Source organism: Micromonospora sp. WMMA1949, from assembly GCF_027460145.1.
Classification (GTDB): domain Bacteria; phylum Actinomycetota; class Actinomycetes; order Mycobacteriales; family Micromonosporaceae; genus Micromonospora.
The window spans coordinates 3,979,901-3,995,000 of the sequence record NZ_JAPZBG010000001.1 but is presented as its reverse complement, the minus strand read 5'-3'; the positions used below and the strand labels follow the sequence as shown (position 1 = coordinate 3,995,000).

17 protein-coding genes, 2 tRNA genes and 1 rRNA gene (1 of these 20 only partly in view) are annotated in these 15,100 nt (G+C 69.5%); 5 read left to right on the top strand and 15 right to left on the bottom strand.

Annotation, left to right across the window (positions count from 1 at the left end; translation table 11 throughout):
• A 16S ribosomal RNA gene (locus tag O7607_RS18930) occupies window positions 1-50 on the bottom strand (it extends 1,465 nt beyond the left edge of the window).
• Between the two features lie 635 nt (window positions 51-685).
• Here O7607_RS18930 and O7607_RS18925 point away from each other — a divergent pair.
• Window positions 686-907 carry a hypothetical protein gene (locus O7607_RS18925; protein WP_269704546.1) on the top strand — a complete coding sequence of 74 codons (222 nt, stop codon included), beginning with the start codon at window positions 686-688 and terminating at the stop codon, window positions 905-907.
• 6 nt (window positions 908-913) lie between these two features.
• Here O7607_RS18925 and O7607_RS18920 read toward each other — a convergent pair whose 3' ends face one another.
• Both O7607_RS18920 and O7607_RS18915 read right to left on the bottom strand, forming a co-directional pair.
• Complete coding sequence (locus tag O7607_RS18920; protein ID WP_194803424.1) at window positions 914-1,711, bottom strand: carbon-nitrogen hydrolase family protein; 798 nt, start codon at window positions 1,709-1,711, stop codon at window positions 914-916.
• 38 nt (window positions 1,712-1,749) lie between these two features.
• Entirely contained in the window at window positions 1,750-2,583 is an 834-nt protein-coding gene (locus tag O7607_RS18915; protein WP_269704545.1) for an EamA family transporter, read from the bottom strand.
• 41 nt (window positions 2,584-2,624) lie between these two features.
• Between O7607_RS18915 and O7607_RS18910 the strand changes: the two genes are divergently transcribed.
• A complete protein-coding gene (locus tag O7607_RS18910) occupies window positions 2,625-3,248 on the top strand; it encodes a helix-turn-helix domain-containing protein (RefSeq protein WP_269704544.1) in 624 nt (207 codons plus the stop codon).
• Window positions 3,249-3,272: 24 nt separating this feature from the next.
• Here O7607_RS18910 and clpX read toward each other — a convergent pair whose 3' ends face one another.
• The 5 genes from clpX to O7607_RS18885 form a co-directional block, all read right to left on the bottom strand.
• Window positions 3,273-4,565: an ATP-dependent Clp protease ATP-binding subunit ClpX gene (clpX, locus tag O7607_RS18905; protein ID WP_013288033.1), complete on the bottom strand. Its 1,293-nt coding sequence runs from the start codon at window positions 4,563-4,565 to the stop codon at window positions 3,273-3,275.
• 227 nt (window positions 4,566-4,792) lie between these two features.
• A complete protein-coding gene (locus O7607_RS18900; protein WP_013288034.1) occupies window positions 4,793-5,455 on the bottom strand; it encodes an ATP-dependent Clp protease proteolytic subunit in 663 nt (220 codons plus the stop codon).
• 14 nt (window positions 5,456-5,469) lie between these two features.
• A complete protein-coding gene (locus O7607_RS18895; protein WP_018786886.1) occupies window positions 5,470-6,111 on the bottom strand; it encodes an ATP-dependent Clp protease proteolytic subunit in 642 nt (213 codons plus the stop codon).
• Between the two features lie 175 nt (window positions 6,112-6,286).
• Window positions 6,287-7,633 carry a trigger factor gene (gene tig / locus O7607_RS18890; protein ID WP_269704543.1) on the bottom strand — a complete coding sequence of 449 codons (1,347 nt, stop codon included), beginning with the start codon at window positions 7,631-7,633 and terminating at the stop codon, window positions 6,287-6,289.
• 149 nt (window positions 7,634-7,782) lie between these two features.
• A tRNA-Pro gene (locus O7607_RS18885) sits at window positions 7,783-7,856 on the bottom strand.
• A 296-nt stretch (window positions 7,857-8,152) separates the two neighbouring features.
• On the opposite strand from O7607_RS18885, the gene O7607_RS18880 reads away from it, so the two are divergent.
• Window positions 8,153-8,226 (top strand) — tRNA-Gly (locus O7607_RS18880).
• A 92-nt stretch (window positions 8,227-8,318) separates the two neighbouring features.
• Here the strand turns inward: O7607_RS18880 and O7607_RS18875 are convergent.
• From O7607_RS18875 to O7607_RS18860, 4 genes are all read right to left on the bottom strand, one after another.
• The gene (locus tag O7607_RS18875) at window positions 8,319-8,654 is read right to left on the bottom strand and encodes a tyrosine-type recombinase/integrase (protein ID WP_269704542.1); all 336 of its coding nucleotides are present in this window, start codon (window positions 8,652-8,654) and stop codon (window positions 8,319-8,321) included.
• Window positions 8,655-9,083: 429 nt separating this feature from the next.
• The gene (locus O7607_RS18870; protein WP_269704541.1) at window positions 9,084-10,088 is read right to left on the bottom strand and encodes a hypothetical protein; all 1,005 of its coding nucleotides are present in this window, start codon (window positions 10,086-10,088) and stop codon (window positions 9,084-9,086) included.
• Window positions 10,085-10,450 carry a PadR family transcriptional regulator gene (locus O7607_RS18865; RefSeq protein WP_269704540.1) on the bottom strand — a complete coding sequence of 122 codons (366 nt, stop codon included), beginning with the start codon at window positions 10,448-10,450 and terminating at the stop codon, window positions 10,085-10,087. The genes O7607_RS18870 and O7607_RS18865 overlap by 4 nt, the downstream gene beginning before the upstream one ends.
• A gap of 430 nt (window positions 10,451-10,880) precedes the next feature.
• Window positions 10,881-11,492: a hypothetical protein gene (locus O7607_RS18860; protein WP_269704539.1), complete on the bottom strand. Its 612-nt coding sequence runs from the start codon at window positions 11,490-11,492 to the stop codon at window positions 10,881-10,883.
• 151 nt (window positions 11,493-11,643) lie between these two features.
• Here O7607_RS18860 and O7607_RS18855 point away from each other — a divergent pair, with 151 nt between their 5' ends.
• Window positions 11,644-12,297 (top strand): Type 1 glutamine amidotransferase-like domain-containing protein, encoded by a 654-nt coding sequence (locus O7607_RS18855; RefSeq protein WP_269704538.1) that lies wholly within the window; start codon window positions 11,644-11,646, stop codon window positions 12,295-12,297.
• A gap of 19 nt (window positions 12,298-12,316) precedes the next feature.
• Here O7607_RS18855 and O7607_RS18850 read toward each other — a convergent pair whose 3' ends face one another.
• The gene (locus O7607_RS18850; protein WP_269704537.1) at window positions 12,317-13,291 is read right to left on the bottom strand and encodes an alpha/beta hydrolase family protein; all 975 of its coding nucleotides are present in this window, start codon (window positions 13,289-13,291) and stop codon (window positions 12,317-12,319) included.
• A gap of 40 nt (window positions 13,292-13,331) precedes the next feature.
• Window positions 13,332-13,778 carry an SRPBCC family protein gene (locus O7607_RS18845; RefSeq protein WP_269704536.1) on the bottom strand — a complete coding sequence of 149 codons (447 nt, stop codon included), beginning with the start codon at window positions 13,776-13,778 and terminating at the stop codon, window positions 13,332-13,334.
• 65 nt (window positions 13,779-13,843) lie between these two features.
• Here O7607_RS18845 and O7607_RS18840 point away from each other — a divergent pair, with 65 nt between their 5' ends.
• Window positions 13,844-14,455: a hypothetical protein gene (locus O7607_RS18840; RefSeq protein WP_262016289.1), complete on the top strand. Its 612-nt coding sequence runs from the start codon at window positions 13,844-13,846 to the stop codon at window positions 14,453-14,455.
• Here the strand turns inward: O7607_RS18840 and O7607_RS18835 are convergent.
• Complete coding sequence (locus O7607_RS18835) at window positions 14,364-14,987, bottom strand: contact-dependent growth inhibition system immunity protein (RefSeq protein ID WP_269707023.1); 624 nt, start codon at window positions 14,985-14,987, stop codon at window positions 14,364-14,366. The two genes, O7607_RS18840 and O7607_RS18835, sit on opposite strands and share 92 nt — an antisense overlap.
• Window positions 14,988-15,100: the final 113 nt, after the last annotated feature.

The window sequence follows — 15,100 nt, the reverse complement described above, 5'->3', positions numbered from 1 at the left end:
TAAGCACGCCGCCAGCGTTCGTCCTGAGCCAGGATCAAACTCTCCAACAAAAACTTGTCGAACAGCATCCTGACAACAAAAGTGTTGCCAAAGGAATCCCAACCGAATCAGACAACAGCCTGACCAGTCCGGGGTATAAAACAATTGGCACTGGCTTTACAAGCACCCTGTTGAGTTCTCAAAGAACAACCACACACCAACCAGAAGCACCGCACCAGCGGAACCCCCGTTTGGGGCAACCTCTCCAACCTACTCGGTCTTACTTCCGTCGTCAACCTCGTGTTCGAGGTGATCAACTTGGTTCGACCAGACCCACGCTGACGCTCACCGTTTCCGGTGGTCGTTGCTCTCGTGGGTTTCGGCGGACCGGCCGGCGTCGCTCTCGCAATCACCCGCCCGGCTCCCTGCCGGCTTTCGAACTCTACCCGGTCGGCTTCGCGTTTGCAACTCCGTGTCCCGGAGTGCCGAGCACCGCCCGAATCTCAGTCTGGCTCGGCGTCACCGCCACCAGCCTGGCGCCCGTTCTCGGCCGGTTTGCCCGGCCTCCCGCGTGCAGAGAGAAAGTTACGCGGACCCGCCTCGGAAGGCAAATCAATGATCGTCATTGGGCGGGCGCGACCGCTCCCCCGGGAAGGGCGCCGTCGAATGGAGACGTCAGGAGCGGTGCCGTGCCAGAGTGGTCGGCATGGATGATCCGTCCCCGGTCCCGGCCGTCGCCGAGGACGCTCTGCTCGGCCTCCTGCTGCCGTTCTGGCAGCTGGTGATCGGGGCCGTCGTGCTCGCCGTACTGGTGCTGTCGATCAGACGCCTGGCCCGGCGCGGACCCTCCCGGATGACCACCGCCCTGCTGGTCACTGCGGCGGCGATCGCCGGGATCGCCGCTCTGGGTCTGCTCCTGGGCGGCTGACAACCGTCAGAGCCGGCGGTTGGCCAGGCTGGGCAGCTCGGCGCGGATCGTCCGCAGCCGCTCCAAGTCGATCTCGGTGACCGCCAGCCCCGGGCCGTCGGCGACCTGGCTCAACACGGTCCCCCACGGGTCGACCACCATGCTGCGCCCGAAGCAGGTCCGGCCCGGGTCGTGATCCCCTGTCTGTCCGGCCGCGGCCACGAAGCACTGGTTCTCGATCGCCCGGGCCCGCAGCAGCACCTCCCAGTGGTCCCGGCCGGTGTGCATCATGAACGCCGCCGGCACCACGAGCAGTTCGGCGCCGCCGTCGGTCGCGAGCTGCCGGTACAACTCCGGGAACCGCAGGTCGTAGCAGATGGACAGGCCGACCCGCAGGCCCTCGACGTCGACCACCACGGGCTTCTCCCCCGGCGCGACTGTTGCCGACTCGAGGTAGGAGACGCGGCCGGGGATCTCCACGTCGTACAGGTGAATCTTGCGGTAGGTGGCGGCGAGCGCGCCCTCGCGGTCGAAGACCAGCGAGGTGTTCCAGGTGTGCGCCGGGTCCGGACCGGCCTCGTGGAACGAGCCGGCGATCACCCACATGCCCAGCCGGCGGGCGGTCTCCGCGAAGAACCGCCCCACCGTGCCGTCGACCGGCTCGGCCGGCGGCATCCGGTCGGCGTGACCGAGGTAGTCGACGTACTCCGGAAGGAGGGCGAGATCCGCGCCGGCCGCCGCGGCCCTGACCAGCAGGGCCTCGGCGGCGGCGAGGTTCGCCGCCCGGTCGTCGCGGGCGTTGAGCTGGCAGACGGCGACGCGCATGACCCGAGGGTACGGCCGGAGGCGGGCGCGCGACAGGCTCAGACGCTGGACAGCACGAGCGCTGCCGCGGCGAGGCCGAGCCCCGCGACCTGTGCCGGCCGGAGCCGTTCCCGGTCGACGGCGAGCGCGAGCAGGACGGTGCTCGCCGGGTAGAGCGAGGCGATGGCGGCAACCACGCTCAGGTGCCCTCGCCCCGCCGCGGCGAGGAAGAGCGCGTTCGCGGCGGAGTCGAGCAGACCGGCGGTCGCGGCCCAGCCGAGCACGCGCCGCCCCAGCCGCAAGCGTTTGCCGGTGCGGAGGGCGAGCGCGAGTCCGAACGCGATCGAGCTGACGCGTACCGCCAGCACCGGCCACATGCCGGCGCTCTCGTCGGCCTGCCCGAGCAGGGCGAAGAAGACGCCGAAAAGCAGCCCGGCGGCCAGTGCCGTGCCGAGCACGCGGCCGGAGACGCGGCGGGCCGTGCCTCGCTCCCCCAGGCTGACCAGCCCGATGGCGACCACGGCGAGCCCGGCGCCGCCGAGCGCCACCGCACCCGGCGAGTGCGCGAGGACGAGGCCGGCGATGATCGGCACGATCGCCGCGGTGATCGCGGTGACCGGCGCGACGACGGCCATCACGCCGGTGGCGAGCGCGCGGTAGAGCAGCATGACGCCGCCCGCGCCGGCCACTCCGGCGAGCAGTCCCCACCCCAGGTCGAGCGGGCTCGGCGTGCCGGGCACGACGAGGACAAGGACGAGCAGCAGCGGGACGCTGAGGATCTGCGACACCACGGTCACGGCGATCGGGTCGGCGCGCCGGGACGCCTTGCCGCCCGCGAAGTCGGCGGTGCCGAAGGCGAGCGCGGAGACCGCGGCGAGGACAATGGGGAGCACCAGGCAGTCGTACCATAATAGTGACCGTGAAGGACAGTGTGATGACCGATACCGGTGGACGGGTCGGCGCGGTGACCTCCGCCGTCGCCCGCCAGGTACGTGAGCTGCGCGCGGCGCGCGGCTGGTCGTTCGAGGAACTGGCAGGCCGGTCCGGGGTCAGCAAGGGCATGCTGGTGCAGATCGAGGGGGCCCGGACCAACCCAAGTATCGGCACGCTCTGCCGGGTCGCCGACGCGTTCGGCGTCAGCATCGCCCGGCTGCTGGAGCCGGCCGAACAGAGCACGGTACGGGTCAGCGCGGCCGACGAGGCGCCGGTGCTGTGGCGCGGCCCGCACGGCGGCCTGGCGCGCCTGCTCAGCGGCCTCGGCGAACCCGACCTGGTCGAGCTGTGGGACTGGCGGATGGAACCCGGCGAGGCGTTGCGCTCCTCCGACCACGCCCACGGCACCCGGGAGATCCTGCACGTACTCGACGGCGCCGCCACGGTGACAGTCGACGGCGTCGACCACGAGGTACGCGCCGGCGAGACGGTCGAGTTCCACGCCGACCGGGAGCACGGCTACCGCACGGCCGGTGACGGGCCGGTGCGCCTGATGATGGTGGTGGTCACCCCGTCGGGCGAGTGGGACCGGCGGACCCGTTCACGCGAACCGCGCCCGAGCTGACCCGGGCGCGGTCGCGAACAGCGGTCAGGCCGACTTCTCCTCGCGGTCCCGGCGGCGCCGGCCGGTGAACTCGCGGGGCACGATCGTCGGGTTGACGTTCTCCAGGACGACCTCGCGGGTGATCAGCACCCGGGCGGCGTCGGGGTTGCTCGGCACCTCGTACATCACGGAGAGGAGCACCTCTTCCATGATCGCCCGCAGGCCGCGGGCGCCGGTGCCGCGGAGCATGGCCTGGTCGGCGATGGCCTCCAGCGCGGGCTGCTCGAACTCCAGCTCGACGCCGTCCAGCTCGAACAGGCGCTGGTACTGCCGGACCAGCGCGTTGCGCGGCTCGGTCAGGATCCGAACCAGGGCGCTGCGGTCGAGGCTGCGCACGTTGGTGATCACCGGAAGCCGGCCGATGAACTCGGGGATCAGCCCGAACTTCAGCATGTCCTCCGGCATGACCTGGCTGAAGATGTCGTCGGTCGACCGCTCGGAGACCGACCGGAGCCGGGCGCCGAAGCCGGTGCCGCCGGAGCCGGTGCGGGCCTCGATGATCTGGTCGAGCCCGGCGAACGCGCCACCGCAGATGAACAGCACGTTCGTGGTGTCGATCTGGATGAACTCCTGGTGCGGGTGCTTGCGCCCGCCCTGCGGCGGCACGTTGGCGACAGTGCCCTCGAGCATCTTCAGCAGCGCCTGCTGCACGCCCTCCCCGGAGACGTCACGGGTGATCGAGGGGTTCTCCGACTTGCGGGCGATCTTGTCGACCTCGTCGATGTAGATGATGCCCGTCTCGGCGCGCTTGATGTCGTAGTCGGCGGCCTGGATCAGCTTCAGCAGGATGTTCTCGACGTCCTCGCCGACGTAGCCCGCCTCGGTGAGCGCGGTGGCGTCCGCGATCGCGAACGGGACGTTGAGCATCCGGGCGAGCGTCTGCGCCAGGTGGGTCTTGCCACAGCCGGTCGGGCCGAGCAGCAGGATGTTGGACTTGGCCAGCTCCACGCCGTCGGTGCCGGAACCCGGCGCACCCGCGGCCTCGGCCTGGATCCGCTTGTAGTGGTTGTAGACCGCGACGGCGAGCGCCTTCTTGGCCTGCTCCTGACCGACGACGTAGTTGTCGAGGAACTGGCAGATCTCCATCGGCTTGGGAAGCTCTTCCCACTTCACCTCGCCGGACTCGGCCAGCTCCTCTTCGATGATCTCGTTGCAGAGGTCGATGCACTCGTCACAGATGTAGACACCAGGGCCCGCGATGAGCTTCTTGACCTGCTTCTGCGACTTGCCGCAGAACGAGCATTTCAGTAGGTCGCCGCCGTCACCGATCCGTGCCACCTACGTTCTCCCTGCACTCGTCGGCCGGAACGCCGGCCCTGACCTGCGAGCGCCGGAGCGCCCGTCCGTCCTGTCGTCCCACCATGCTGTCGGCTCCACCCGATCCGACCGGCGGAGCGGTACAGACCCGACGTTACCCGGTGGCCGGGTTTTCTCCGACCCCCAAAACGGGTGTGTCAGAGGTCGACCGGGAACGATACCCCGACCGACCTCCGACCACACGTTGCTCAGCCCGCGGCGTGCGACGCCAGCAGACCCTTCTTGCGGCTGGTCAGGATCGTGTCGACCAGCCCGTACTCCTTGGACTCCTCGGCCGTCATGATCTTGTCACGGTCGATGTCCTTGCGGACCTGCTCGATCGGGCGGTTGCAGTGCCGGGACAGCATGTCCTCCAGCTGCGTCCGCATCCGCAGGATCTCCCGCGCCTGGATCTCGATGTCCGAGCCCTGGCCGTAGCCGCCCTCGGTGGCCGGCTGGTGGATGATGATCCGGGAGTTGGGCAGCGCCATCCGCTTACCCGGGGTGCCCGCGGAGAGCAGCACCGCCGCCGCGCTCGCCGCCTGCCCGAGGCAGACGGTCTGGATGTCCGGGCGGACGTACTGCATGGTGTCGTAGATCGCCGTCATGGCGGTGAACGAACCACCGGGCGAGTTGATGTACATGATGATGTCGCGGTCCGGGTCGGTGCCCTCCAGCGTCAGCAGCTGGGCCATCACGTCGTTCGCCGACGCGTCGTCCACCTGGACCCCGAGGAAGATGATCCGGTCCTCGAAGAGCTTGTTGTACGGGTTGGACTCCTTCATCCCGTACGACGTGCGCTCGACGAACGACGGCAGGACGTAGCGGTTGTGCACGGCCGCGAACTGGGGCGGCAGGCTCAGGTCGGTCATCGTCAGCTCCTCGCTCAGCTCAGGGTCCCGGCGCCATCCGGAACCTGGGCGGCTCCGATGATCACCTTGTCGATGAAGCCGTAGTCCATGGCCTCCTGGGCGGTGAACCAACGGTCGCGGTCCGAGTCCGCCTCGATCTGCTCCTGGGACTGGCCGGTGTGGAACGCGACCCGCTCCTGGAACATCCGCTTGGTGTAGAGCATCTGCTCGGCCTGGATCGCGATGTCCGACGCGGTGCCGCCGAGACCGCCCGAGGGCTGGTGCATCATGATCCGCGCGTGCGGGAGGGCGTACCGCTTGCCCTTGGTGCCCGCGCAGAGCAGCAGCTGGCCCATGGAGGCGGCCATGCCCATCGCCACGGTCGAGACGTCGTTGTCGATGTACTGCATGGTGTCGTAGATCGCCATGCCGGAGTAGACCGAGCCACCCGGCGAGTTGATCCAGAGGAAGATGTCGCGGTCCGGGTCCTCCGCGGCGAGCAGCAGGAGCTGCGCGCAGATGCGGTTGGCCACCTGGTCGTTCACCTCGCTGCCGAGGAAGATGATCCGTTCCTTGAGCAACCGGTTGTAGACCGAGTCGTCGAGGTTGCCAATGGAGTCGCCACCGCGGGCCTCGTTCACCCGGAGCGACTTCTTGGGGATGTGCATGTCGGTCATGGCAGCCCTTCGCTCTCCGTACCGTCCTACCCGACACTAACCGCTCAGCCGGGAGGCGTACTCCCGGTCGGGGCACTGTTCGCTCTCAGCGCAGTCACCCGCACGGCGTACCCCGGAAAGGGTTTCGGCCGCCTCCCGGCGCGCAGCGCGGGACGGCGGCCGACATCCCCGATGATCAGTGCTGGTGGTCGTGCTCGGCCTCGTTCTGGGCCCGCAGCGCGTCGAGGGAGACCTCGTTGCCCGCCGAGTCCTTGATCTTGATCTTCTCCATCACCGCGGCGAGCGCCTTGCCCCGGCGGACGTCGCCGAAGACGGCCGCGGCGGCACCGGAGCGGACCAGCTGGTCGTAGTACTGCTGCGGGGCCATGCCGGCGCGCTGCGCGCGGTGCACGATCTCGTGACCGAACTCGTCGTCGGAGACCTGCACGTCCTCGGAGTCGGCCAGGGTGTCCAGCAGGAGCTGGATCTTGACGCCGTCGGTGGCCGCCTCGGTCAGCTCGGTGTCGATCTGCTCCTCGGTCTTCTCCTCCGCCGCGAGGTATTCCTCGAGGGAGGCGCCGATGCGCTCGAGCTGGTCGATCATCGCGGCCTTGCGGCTCTCGACCTCCTCCTTGACGACACCCTCGGGCGCCGGCACCTCGGCGGCGGCCACCATCTGCTCCAGGGCCTTGTCACGGGCGGCGTAGATCTGCTCGACCTGCTTGTTGCGGGTCACCCGCTCCCGCAGGTCGCCGCGCAGCTCGTCGATCGTGTCGAACTCGCTGGCCATCTGCGCGAAGTCGTCGTTGAGCTCGGGGAGCTCCTTCTCCTTGACCGTACGGACGGTCACCGCCACGTCGGCGTCGCGGCCGGCGTAGTCGCCGCCGACGAGCTGCGTGGTGAAGGTGGTGCTGTCGCCGGCGGCCAGGCCGACCAGCGCCTCGTCCAGACCCGGCAGGAGCTGCTTGCTGCCCACCTCGTGCGAGATGTTGCTCGCCGAACCGCCCGGGACCTCCTCGCCGTCGACAGTGGCGTTCAGGTCGATCTGCACGAAGTCGCCCTCCTGGGCGGCCCGCTCGACGGTCTTCAGCGTGGCGAACCGCTCGCGCAGGCTGTTGATCTGCTCGTCGATCTCGCTGTCGGCGATCTGGATCTCGTCGACGGTCACCTCGATGGTGGCCGGGTCCGGCAGGGTGATCTCCGGCCGGACGTCCACCTCGGCGGTGAAGTTGAGCGAGTCGCCGTCGTTGAACTCCGTGATGTCGACCTCGGGACGGCCGAGCGTCTTCAGGTCGTGCTCCCGGACCGCGGCGAGGATGTTCTGCGGGATGGCCTCCTGGATCGCCTCGTTGAGGACGGTCCCCCGGCCCACGCGCTGGTCGATCACCGCGCTGGGGACCTTGCCCCGGCGGAAGCCGGGAACCTGGACCTGCTGGCCGATCTCCCGGTACGCCTTCTTGAGGCTCGGCTCGAGCTCGACGAACGGCACCTCGATGGCGAGCCGCACGCGCGTCGGGCTCAGAGTCTCGACGGTGCTCTTCACAGGCGTACTCCTTGACGGATCTGGGTGTTGGTTCTGGGGCGTGATTGCGCGCATCGAGTGTAGGCGAGCCGGCCGACGGCATCGGCAGGGCCCGGGCACCGCGCGGAAAAAACCGGCGGTTCCCGGGACGATCCGGTCGCGAACGACAGTCGGGGTGGCGGGATTTGAACCCACGGCCCCTCGCTCCCAAAGCGAGTGCGCTACCAAGCTGCGCCACACCCCGGTGGCGACGAAGAGTGTATGCCGTCCGGCCACCCGCGCGGGTGACGGGGCACGGCGCGGCGGCCGCCGGGCGCGGCCGGGCGCCGCCGGGCGGGCGGCTGGGCGGCGCCGGGCGGGCGGCTGGGCGGCGCCAGGCGCCAGTTCGGGGAAGTGGCTGGGTCCGAGGGCCCGGGATGGCGCCACCTCGCCGAAGTGGCATGGATCTTGAAGGTCGGCGGGAACCTCCGGGTACGCGCTGCGCGGTGGCCGTGGTTCATTGGGTACGCTGTCGGCGCGCCCTGCTGTGGTGGGGCGCTCGCGGGCGTAGCTCAATGGCAGAGCTTCAGTCTTCCAAACTGACGGTGCGGGTTCGATTCCCGTCGCCCGCTCCAACAGCCTCCGGCCCAGGTCAGAGGCTGCGTCCCCCGATCCTGGGCCGGTCGGCCACTCCCCCGCTCCGATCTTGCGGGCCATCCGTGGGCCATTAGCTGCTCTGGCCGCCCTTGCGCCGGGTCTGCCGGGCGATCCGCTGGTCCATGGCCGAGGCGATCTCGCGGTCCCGCTCGCTGGTTGCGTGCTGGTAGATCAACGCCGCCCGCATGCTGGCGTGTCCCATTCGCTGCATTAGCTCGCGAGTGCTCGCGCCAGAGGCTGCGGCGAGGGTGTTGCCGGTATGGCGGAGGTCATGGAAGTGGAAGCCGGGCAGCCCGAGCGCTTCGACCGTCCGCGTCCACTTGGCCGCACGGCCGAAGTTGCCGGATCGCAGCAGCGCGCCCTTGTCGCCGGTGAAGACCAGGGCGTCAGCGTCGACGGCGGTCAAGGCGGCCCGCAAGCGGGCCGCGCCGGCCCGGCCCCGGCCTGCTGGCGACCTCCGGCCGGCATCGGCCGGGCCGGCCGGCCACGCTTACGAGATGCAAGAGCTTGAAGACCTCGGGGCTCCGCCCCGAACCCCGACCCTCCTCAGAGATCGGCCGGGAGCGGATCACCTCGCCGGGCACCACAAGGGCTACCAGCCTCCCCAGGCCGGGCCAAGGTCGTACGTCCAGTAGGGCGCTCCACCTTGTCCCGGCCTGGGGAGGCTGGACGGTCTGACGACTGCCCGACGAGGAGACCCGCCTTCTGGCCCCGCCTAGACGCTTGTGCGGCGCCTGATCAGTTTCCGACTGCCAGCCCGCCGGATTGCTTCGCCCACCCCCGTTGACGAACGAAGCGACCGACTGGTGCCAGCCTGGCTGACCTTGGCTTGGGGCTAGATCCGAAACATGTGTCGGCGAATGCTTCCGCGATTGCCGCGATGCCCGCCTCTTTCGCCGTTACCACCCGGCCGTTGGCGAGCGACGACCACCAGCGTGAGAAGGACCGGGCCGAGCAGGCTCACGAGGACTGCGTACGTGGCGAGGGCGCTGAACTCCACACTTGGGGAGCCCCGCCACGGGCTCACACTTCCAGCCAGTTTGTGCAGCGAGAGCTGAGCGACCGGAGTAAGTAACACCAGCGAGGCCCAGACGCCGCGGTTGTCACGATGGAGGGCCGGGCCGAGAGCCAGTAGCAGAGCGACAGCCAGCAGAAGCCCACCGGCGGCCGGTAGAAACCGGGCGGTACTGGCGGCGTAGTACCCATCGAACGCGTCATGCAGGATCAGGTAAGCCGCTGTCCCACCTGCGCCTACCGCCGCGAGTGGTACTCCAACCCGAATGAGGGTCAAAGACCCCTCCGGCAGGAGGAGCGCTAGCGCGCCAAGAGTGACTTGCGGCAGCAGGATGAACAGCGGTGGCCTGGACAGGCCGGTCAACGCGCTCAGTGGCACTGCCGCGATCGTGAGCGCAAGAGCTACGGCTACCGCGACTCGCGTCGTCCGGCCCGGGGAGACGGTTGCGGCGATCGCGGCGACCAGCCAGGCGGTCCACGCAATGAACCCGAGTGAGGCGAAGGGACTCATGTGCGGGTGGTCCCCAACGGGCGCCACGGGACGCAGTTCCGCCACCCACCAGATGGCCGCAAAGGCGGTAGCAGCGAGCAATGCCACGACCGAGGCGAGATGCACCCCGGGAACGAGATCAATGAGGCCGGCGGCGCGCAGCCGCTGACGGACGCCGCCGCGCACGAGATCCGTGATGTCGCCAGGTGAGGGCCAGCGTTGGCCAGGCTTGGCCAGGTCAAGGCACGTTCCCACGATCTCGGCCCCACGCGCCCGGCGATAGTCCGAGGGGTACACATTCAGCAGGCGCAGGTACCTGCGTTCCAAGTTGGTCACGCCAAGCCTCCGGCGGTACGCGCAGTGAGCGACCGGCCGGTGCGGGCTCGCGCGCGAAGCCGCGTCGTGGCCGCCTCGACGTTGCGCCGCAGCCGGTCCGTCTCCTCCGCCAAAGTGGCGTCGCCGGCTGGCGAGAGGCGGTAGTAGCGACGCGCTCGACCGTTCACGACCTCCTCCCGGTCGACCTCCACCAGGCCGGCGTCGACCAGCCGGTCAAGCGCCCCGTAGAGGGTGCCTGGACGCAGTGAAACTCTGCCATCGGAAAGAACGGCAACCTCGCCGATCAACCCGTAGCCGTGCATCGGCTCCTTCGCCAGCGCGGTCAGGATCAAGAAGGTCGGCTCACGTAGCGGTGTGTCCATGCCCGCAATATATCGGACGCGAAGCTATATCGGGGGGCGTTACATGATGGTGTCTCCCAAGGCCATCATGGGCCATCCATGGGCCAGTAGCCGGGGCGCGCAGCGGTCATGAGCGGGCACGAGGGGCAACTGGCTCGACCGTTGGGACCAGGCGTTTCGGGCATCACGACCGGCTGAGCACGATCTTCCAAACTGACGGTGCGGGTTCGATTCCCGTCGCCCGCTCCACCAACGAAGGCCCAGGCAGACCGCATGATCGCGGCACCTGGGCCATCGCATTCCTCCCCCATTTTCGATCTTGCGCCGTTCACCGGCGATGTCAGCCCGCCCCGGCGATCCGGTGATGCAGCGCCGAGGCGATCTCATGGTCGCGCTCGCCGATGGTGTGCTGATGGAGCAGGGCCGCCCGCATGGTGCTGTGACCCCTGCGCTAGCCGCCGCGTCTCCCCGAGTGACTGAGGTACGCGCACGGCATCTCCGCCTCCCGCTCCCAGGCGCTTCCTTTCACGGCGACGGGGTAGCTGACCTCTCTGGCCTGCCGGTCGGCGGTCTCGACCGAGAACCGTATCGACAACGGCTCGCTCTCGAACGCGGTGGAACTAGCGCACTCGACGCGCACCTCGACATCGATCCAGCCGGTACCGCCAGGTCGTAGCAGCCTCGACTGGCCGGTGTCACGGACCTGGATGCCCGGTCGTTGACCGACAGCCGCACCGACAGTGATCGGCGCGGGTCCCGTGTTGATCACCGCGAGCTGTCCGTTCAGCTGGACGACGCCCAGGGCTTCCGTACCCGAACCCCCGCTGACTCTGTCTTGAGGTAGGGCCACGAGCGCGACCGAGGCATTCCGCTCCCGCTCGTCCCGCGAGACTCGCAGCTCGCTCACACCGACACCGCCGAGCACAGCGCCGATCACGAAGGCAGCAACGAGCCGTACGTTCATCGTTCGTCCGGACACGCGGCGACCAGGAACAGCGCCGTCCGAATCCGCCGGCCGGTGATCGCGTTCGTCCAGGTCGATCACTTCGTGCTCCGCCGGCATGGCGTCAGCCTAGGGCTCTCCCCGGCCAGCATCGACCGGCCGTACAGCCGGGATCGCGATGAGTTTCGTTACCGCGTCCGGTCAGCATTCCTGTGCACCGATCTCCGGACACCGGGCAGAGCATCATGACCGCTACGCGCAGGAGGCAAGCGTGAAACTTCTCCTCACATCCGCAGGCGTCCAGAACCCGAGCATCAACGATGCGCTGGTCGACCTGCTGGGCAAGCCGATCGCTGAATCCAGCGCCCTCTGCATCCCCACTGCGGCGTACCCGATGGGCGGACCGGCCTCGGCCTGGCGCTTCATCACCGGTCAGACGCCGCTGCCCATGAGCGGTCTCGGCTGGAAGTCGCTGGGCGTACTCGAACTGTCAGCGCTACCCAGCATCGGCCAGGAGCACTGGGTCCCCTGGGTCCGGGAGGCCGACGTCCTGCTCGTGCACGGTGGCGACGCGACGTACCTGTGCCACTGGATGCGGCAGTCCGGGCTGGCGGACCTCCTGCCGTCGCTGCGGGACACCGTCTGGGTCGGGCTGAGCGCCGGCAGCATGGTGCTCACCCCCCGGATCGGTACGGAATTCGTCGAGTGGCAGTCCGCACCCGACGACCGCACGCTCGGGCTCGTCGACTTCTCGATCTTCCCGCACCTGGGCCTCGAACCGGACAACACCATGGCGTCTGCCGAGAAGTGGGCGGCCGAGATCGCCGGTCCGGCGTACGCGATCGACGACCAGACGGCCATCAAGGTGACCGACGGCGCCGTCGAGGTCGTCTCCGAGGGGCAGTGGAGGTGGTTCCCCGCGTGAGCACCCGCCCATGCCGCGATCAGCGCGCCGCGTACCCCAGGTCGGTCGCCTGCAGGCGGCGCTGCAGCCAGGTGACGACGAGTTCGTCGAAGCCCGGCGCTCGCTCGGCAGGGGTGTAGCGCCCCTCCCTGACCTGCGCGGGCCCTTCCCCCGTGTAGACGCGGATGCTGTGGTCGGCACCGGGGAAGACCACAGTCGTGTGATCGGCGTGGCGTGCGCCGTCGAGGGTGCCGCTGATGGCGCGCACGCTCGCCTCCACCGGCACGAGCAGGTCGTCCGCGCCGAAGATCGCCAGCAGCGGGCAGCGCAGAGCCGCCAGTGCCGGGGCGGGGTCGTAGTCCGCGATGCCCGCGATGAACGCGATGGACTCGGGTGTCGTCCCGGCGAGCATCGGATACCAGGGAGCGCCGTGCCAGTGCGCCTGCGCGGCGTGCACGCGCGCCGGGTCGTCGCCCGACCGGACCCGCCGGATCTGGTCGCGTAGCAGGAGAAGCGCTTGCTGGATGTCGGCGCCGCCGAAGCCCTCCGCAGCGAGTTGGTGGCGGAGCCGGTACTCCTCCTGGTCCCGTACGCTCACGCCCGGCCCCGACACCGTCACCACCGCCGCGATCCGGTGGTCCGCTGCCGCAGCGAGGTGAGCCACCCAGCCGCCCTGGCTACCGCCGATCAGCGCGACCGCGCCGGACAGCACGTCCTCGCGGCTCCGCACGGCCCGGACCGCGGCCACGGTCTCGGCGGCGCGGTCGGCCATGGTCTGACGGGTCCAGTCACCCGTCGACGCACCGGAACCGGGCTTGTCGTAGGCGAGACTCGCGAAGCCGGCTGCGGCCAGCCTCGTCTGCCACGCCCCCTGGTCGCGACCGCCCGGCCCGGAACCCTCGACGAAGACCACCGCCGGGTACGGCCCCGGCCAGGGCGGCCGGACGACGTCGCCGACCAGCTCGTTCCCGTCGTCGAGGAACGAGAACTCCGCGGTCACCGGTTCGAACAACACCCCGTCGACCGTACGAGGCTCCTGCCACCTGCCTGCGTCCTCACGCATTGGCCCCGCATGCTCGCTCGATGTCGAGCAGGTCCTGGACGTTGTTCTCCCTGATGCAGGTGAGGAACCGTCGACGGGCGATGACCCGGCTGATCCGATGGATCGGTGAGCCACCGGTCAAGGTGTAGGTGAGCTGGAGGTCGGTGGTGCCAGCCGCGGCACCGGGAACCAGCCGGTACTCGGTCACACTGTGCCCGCCCGCGAAGCACTCGACGACGTAGCGGAACGGGGGCCGGCAGTCGGTCACGCGGAGTTCCACGGTGACGGGCCAGCCGTACGGCCTGCGGGTCTCCCGCCACCTCGTGCCCGTTCCGAACGCCTGGCTGTGGAGCAGCTCAGTCGCGTCGACCTTGGTCAGCAGCGCCGGATACCGCGCGACGTCGGCGAGGCACCGCCACACCTTCTCCGGCGGTGCGGAGATCGTGTGGCTGAAGGTCATCGGCTGCAATGTCTGTCCTCTGCTGGGCGTACGGTCTCGGTCCGGTGTCGTGTTGAATCCGGGCCATGTCGCCGGCCCTCGGACCCGCCTTCACGATCCCCGGCTATACCACCATGTCCCCGCCCGGCTACGACGTCGAGTGCGACGCGACCGTCCATGCGGCAGACGGCGTGGTCGGATACCCCGCCTTCTGGTTGCACTTCCTGTCCGGACCGCTCGGCGCCCACCGGGAGTCGGAGGCCGCCTTCGGAGTGCAGGCCGCCGACTACGACGCGATGTGTGACGTCCTCAACGACCCGGAGCGCTGGCCGGCGGTCTCGGTGCGGCTCGACGGAGAGGTGTGGCTTCGGATCGTCTACCGCAACCTGGAGGACGAGGCGGGACTCGACTTCGTGGAGGATCGGCCGGGGCGGCCGGCGAAGGTTGTCGCCTCGGTCGAGGGCCACGGGTTCACGTCCGCGATGACCTGGGCGGAACTGCTCGCCGCGGCGGCACTGCCGGACGAGCGGCTGACCTGGGCGCAGCGGCTCATCCTGATGCTGCCGATGCTCGGTCCGCAGGAACTGCCCGAGGACGCCGGGAACGTCATGCACCGGGCGCTGGACGAGATCGGCGCGGCGAATCGGTCGGCCCTGGTAGAGGTCCTGCTCGACGCCATGGACTGGCGTACCCACTAGCTGGAACTCCGCTCTCATCGCCGAGAAACTGCCTGATGGCGCCGCGAAGACGCTGGTCCGGGTCACGAGGGTCCGGACCGGCGTCGGAGGACGGGCGACCGGCGACGAGCTCCGCCAGAACCGACCGCAGCCGCTCCCGTTCCGTTCGCAGGCCCGACCACGCCGAGTCGGGTAGCCGCAGCACGTTGGCGAGCAGGTCACCCGGGTAGTAGTCGCCCTCGGCCAACGGATCGCGGAGCAGGACCTGTACCGCGAGAGGCAGCAGCGCCGACACGCCGCTCCCCTGCCCGAGCATGATGCGCAGGTCTTCCACGGTGAACTCGGCCAGCGGCTTGCGTCGTAGCTCCGAGCAGCGCCTCACGAGAGACGTGGCCTCCCGGCCGGGGTCCGGCCAGACGTCCCGTTCCAACTGCTCGATCGTTGTCACGGCGGTCAGGCTAGCCCGCGTCCCGCGGCTGTCCTCCACTTCCCGGACCGCTTCCGGGCTTCGGCGCAACGCGTCCGGAGAATGGACGAACAACCGAAGACCCATCGGCACCCGCTGGTGGCGAGCCGGGCCGAGCACGAACCCCGCGGCCACGAACGAGATGGAAGCGCCTGCCTCATGACGAACCCCTGGCATGTCCTGACCGAGGCCGAGCGGGA

Bases quoted from the DNA above. Each gene is read 5' to 3' on its own strand.
- O7607_RS18925 (WP_269704546.1), top strand. From the start codon at position 686: ATGGATGATCCGTCCCCGGTCCCGGCCGTCGCCGAGGACGCTCTGCTC.
- O7607_RS18920 (WP_194803424.1), bottom strand. From the start codon at position 1,711: ATGCGCGTCGCCGTCTGCCAGCTCAACGCCCGCGACGACCGGGCGGCG.
- O7607_RS18910 (WP_269704544.1), top strand. From the start codon at position 2,625: ATGACCGATACCGGTGGACGGGTCGGCGCGGTGACCTCCGCCGTCGCC.
- O7607_RS18900 (WP_013288034.1), bottom strand. From the start codon at position 5,455: ATGACCGACCTGAGCCTGCCGCCCCAGTTCGCGGCCGTGCACAACCGC.
- O7607_RS18895 (WP_018786886.1), bottom strand. From the start codon at position 6,111: ATGACCGACATGCACATCCCCAAGAAGTCGCTCCGGGTGAACGAGGCC.
- O7607_RS18865 (WP_269704540.1), bottom strand. From the start codon at position 10,450: ATGGACACACCGCTACGTGAGCCGACCTTCTTGATCCTGACCGCGCTG.
- O7607_RS18860 (WP_269704539.1), bottom strand. From the start codon at position 11,492: ATGCCGGCGGAGCACGAAGTGATCGACCTGGACGAACGCGATCACCGG.
- O7607_RS18845 (WP_269704536.1), bottom strand. From the start codon at position 13,778: ATGACCTTCAGCCACACGATCTCCGCACCGCCGGAGAAGGTGTGGCGG.
- O7607_RS18840 (WP_262016289.1), top strand. From the start codon at position 13,844: ATGTCGCCGGCCCTCGGACCCGCCTTCACGATCCCCGGCTATACCACC.
- O7607_RS18835 (WP_269707023.1), bottom strand. From the start codon at position 14,987: ATGGGTCTTCGGTTGTTCGTCCATTCTCCGGACGCGTTGCGCCGAAGC.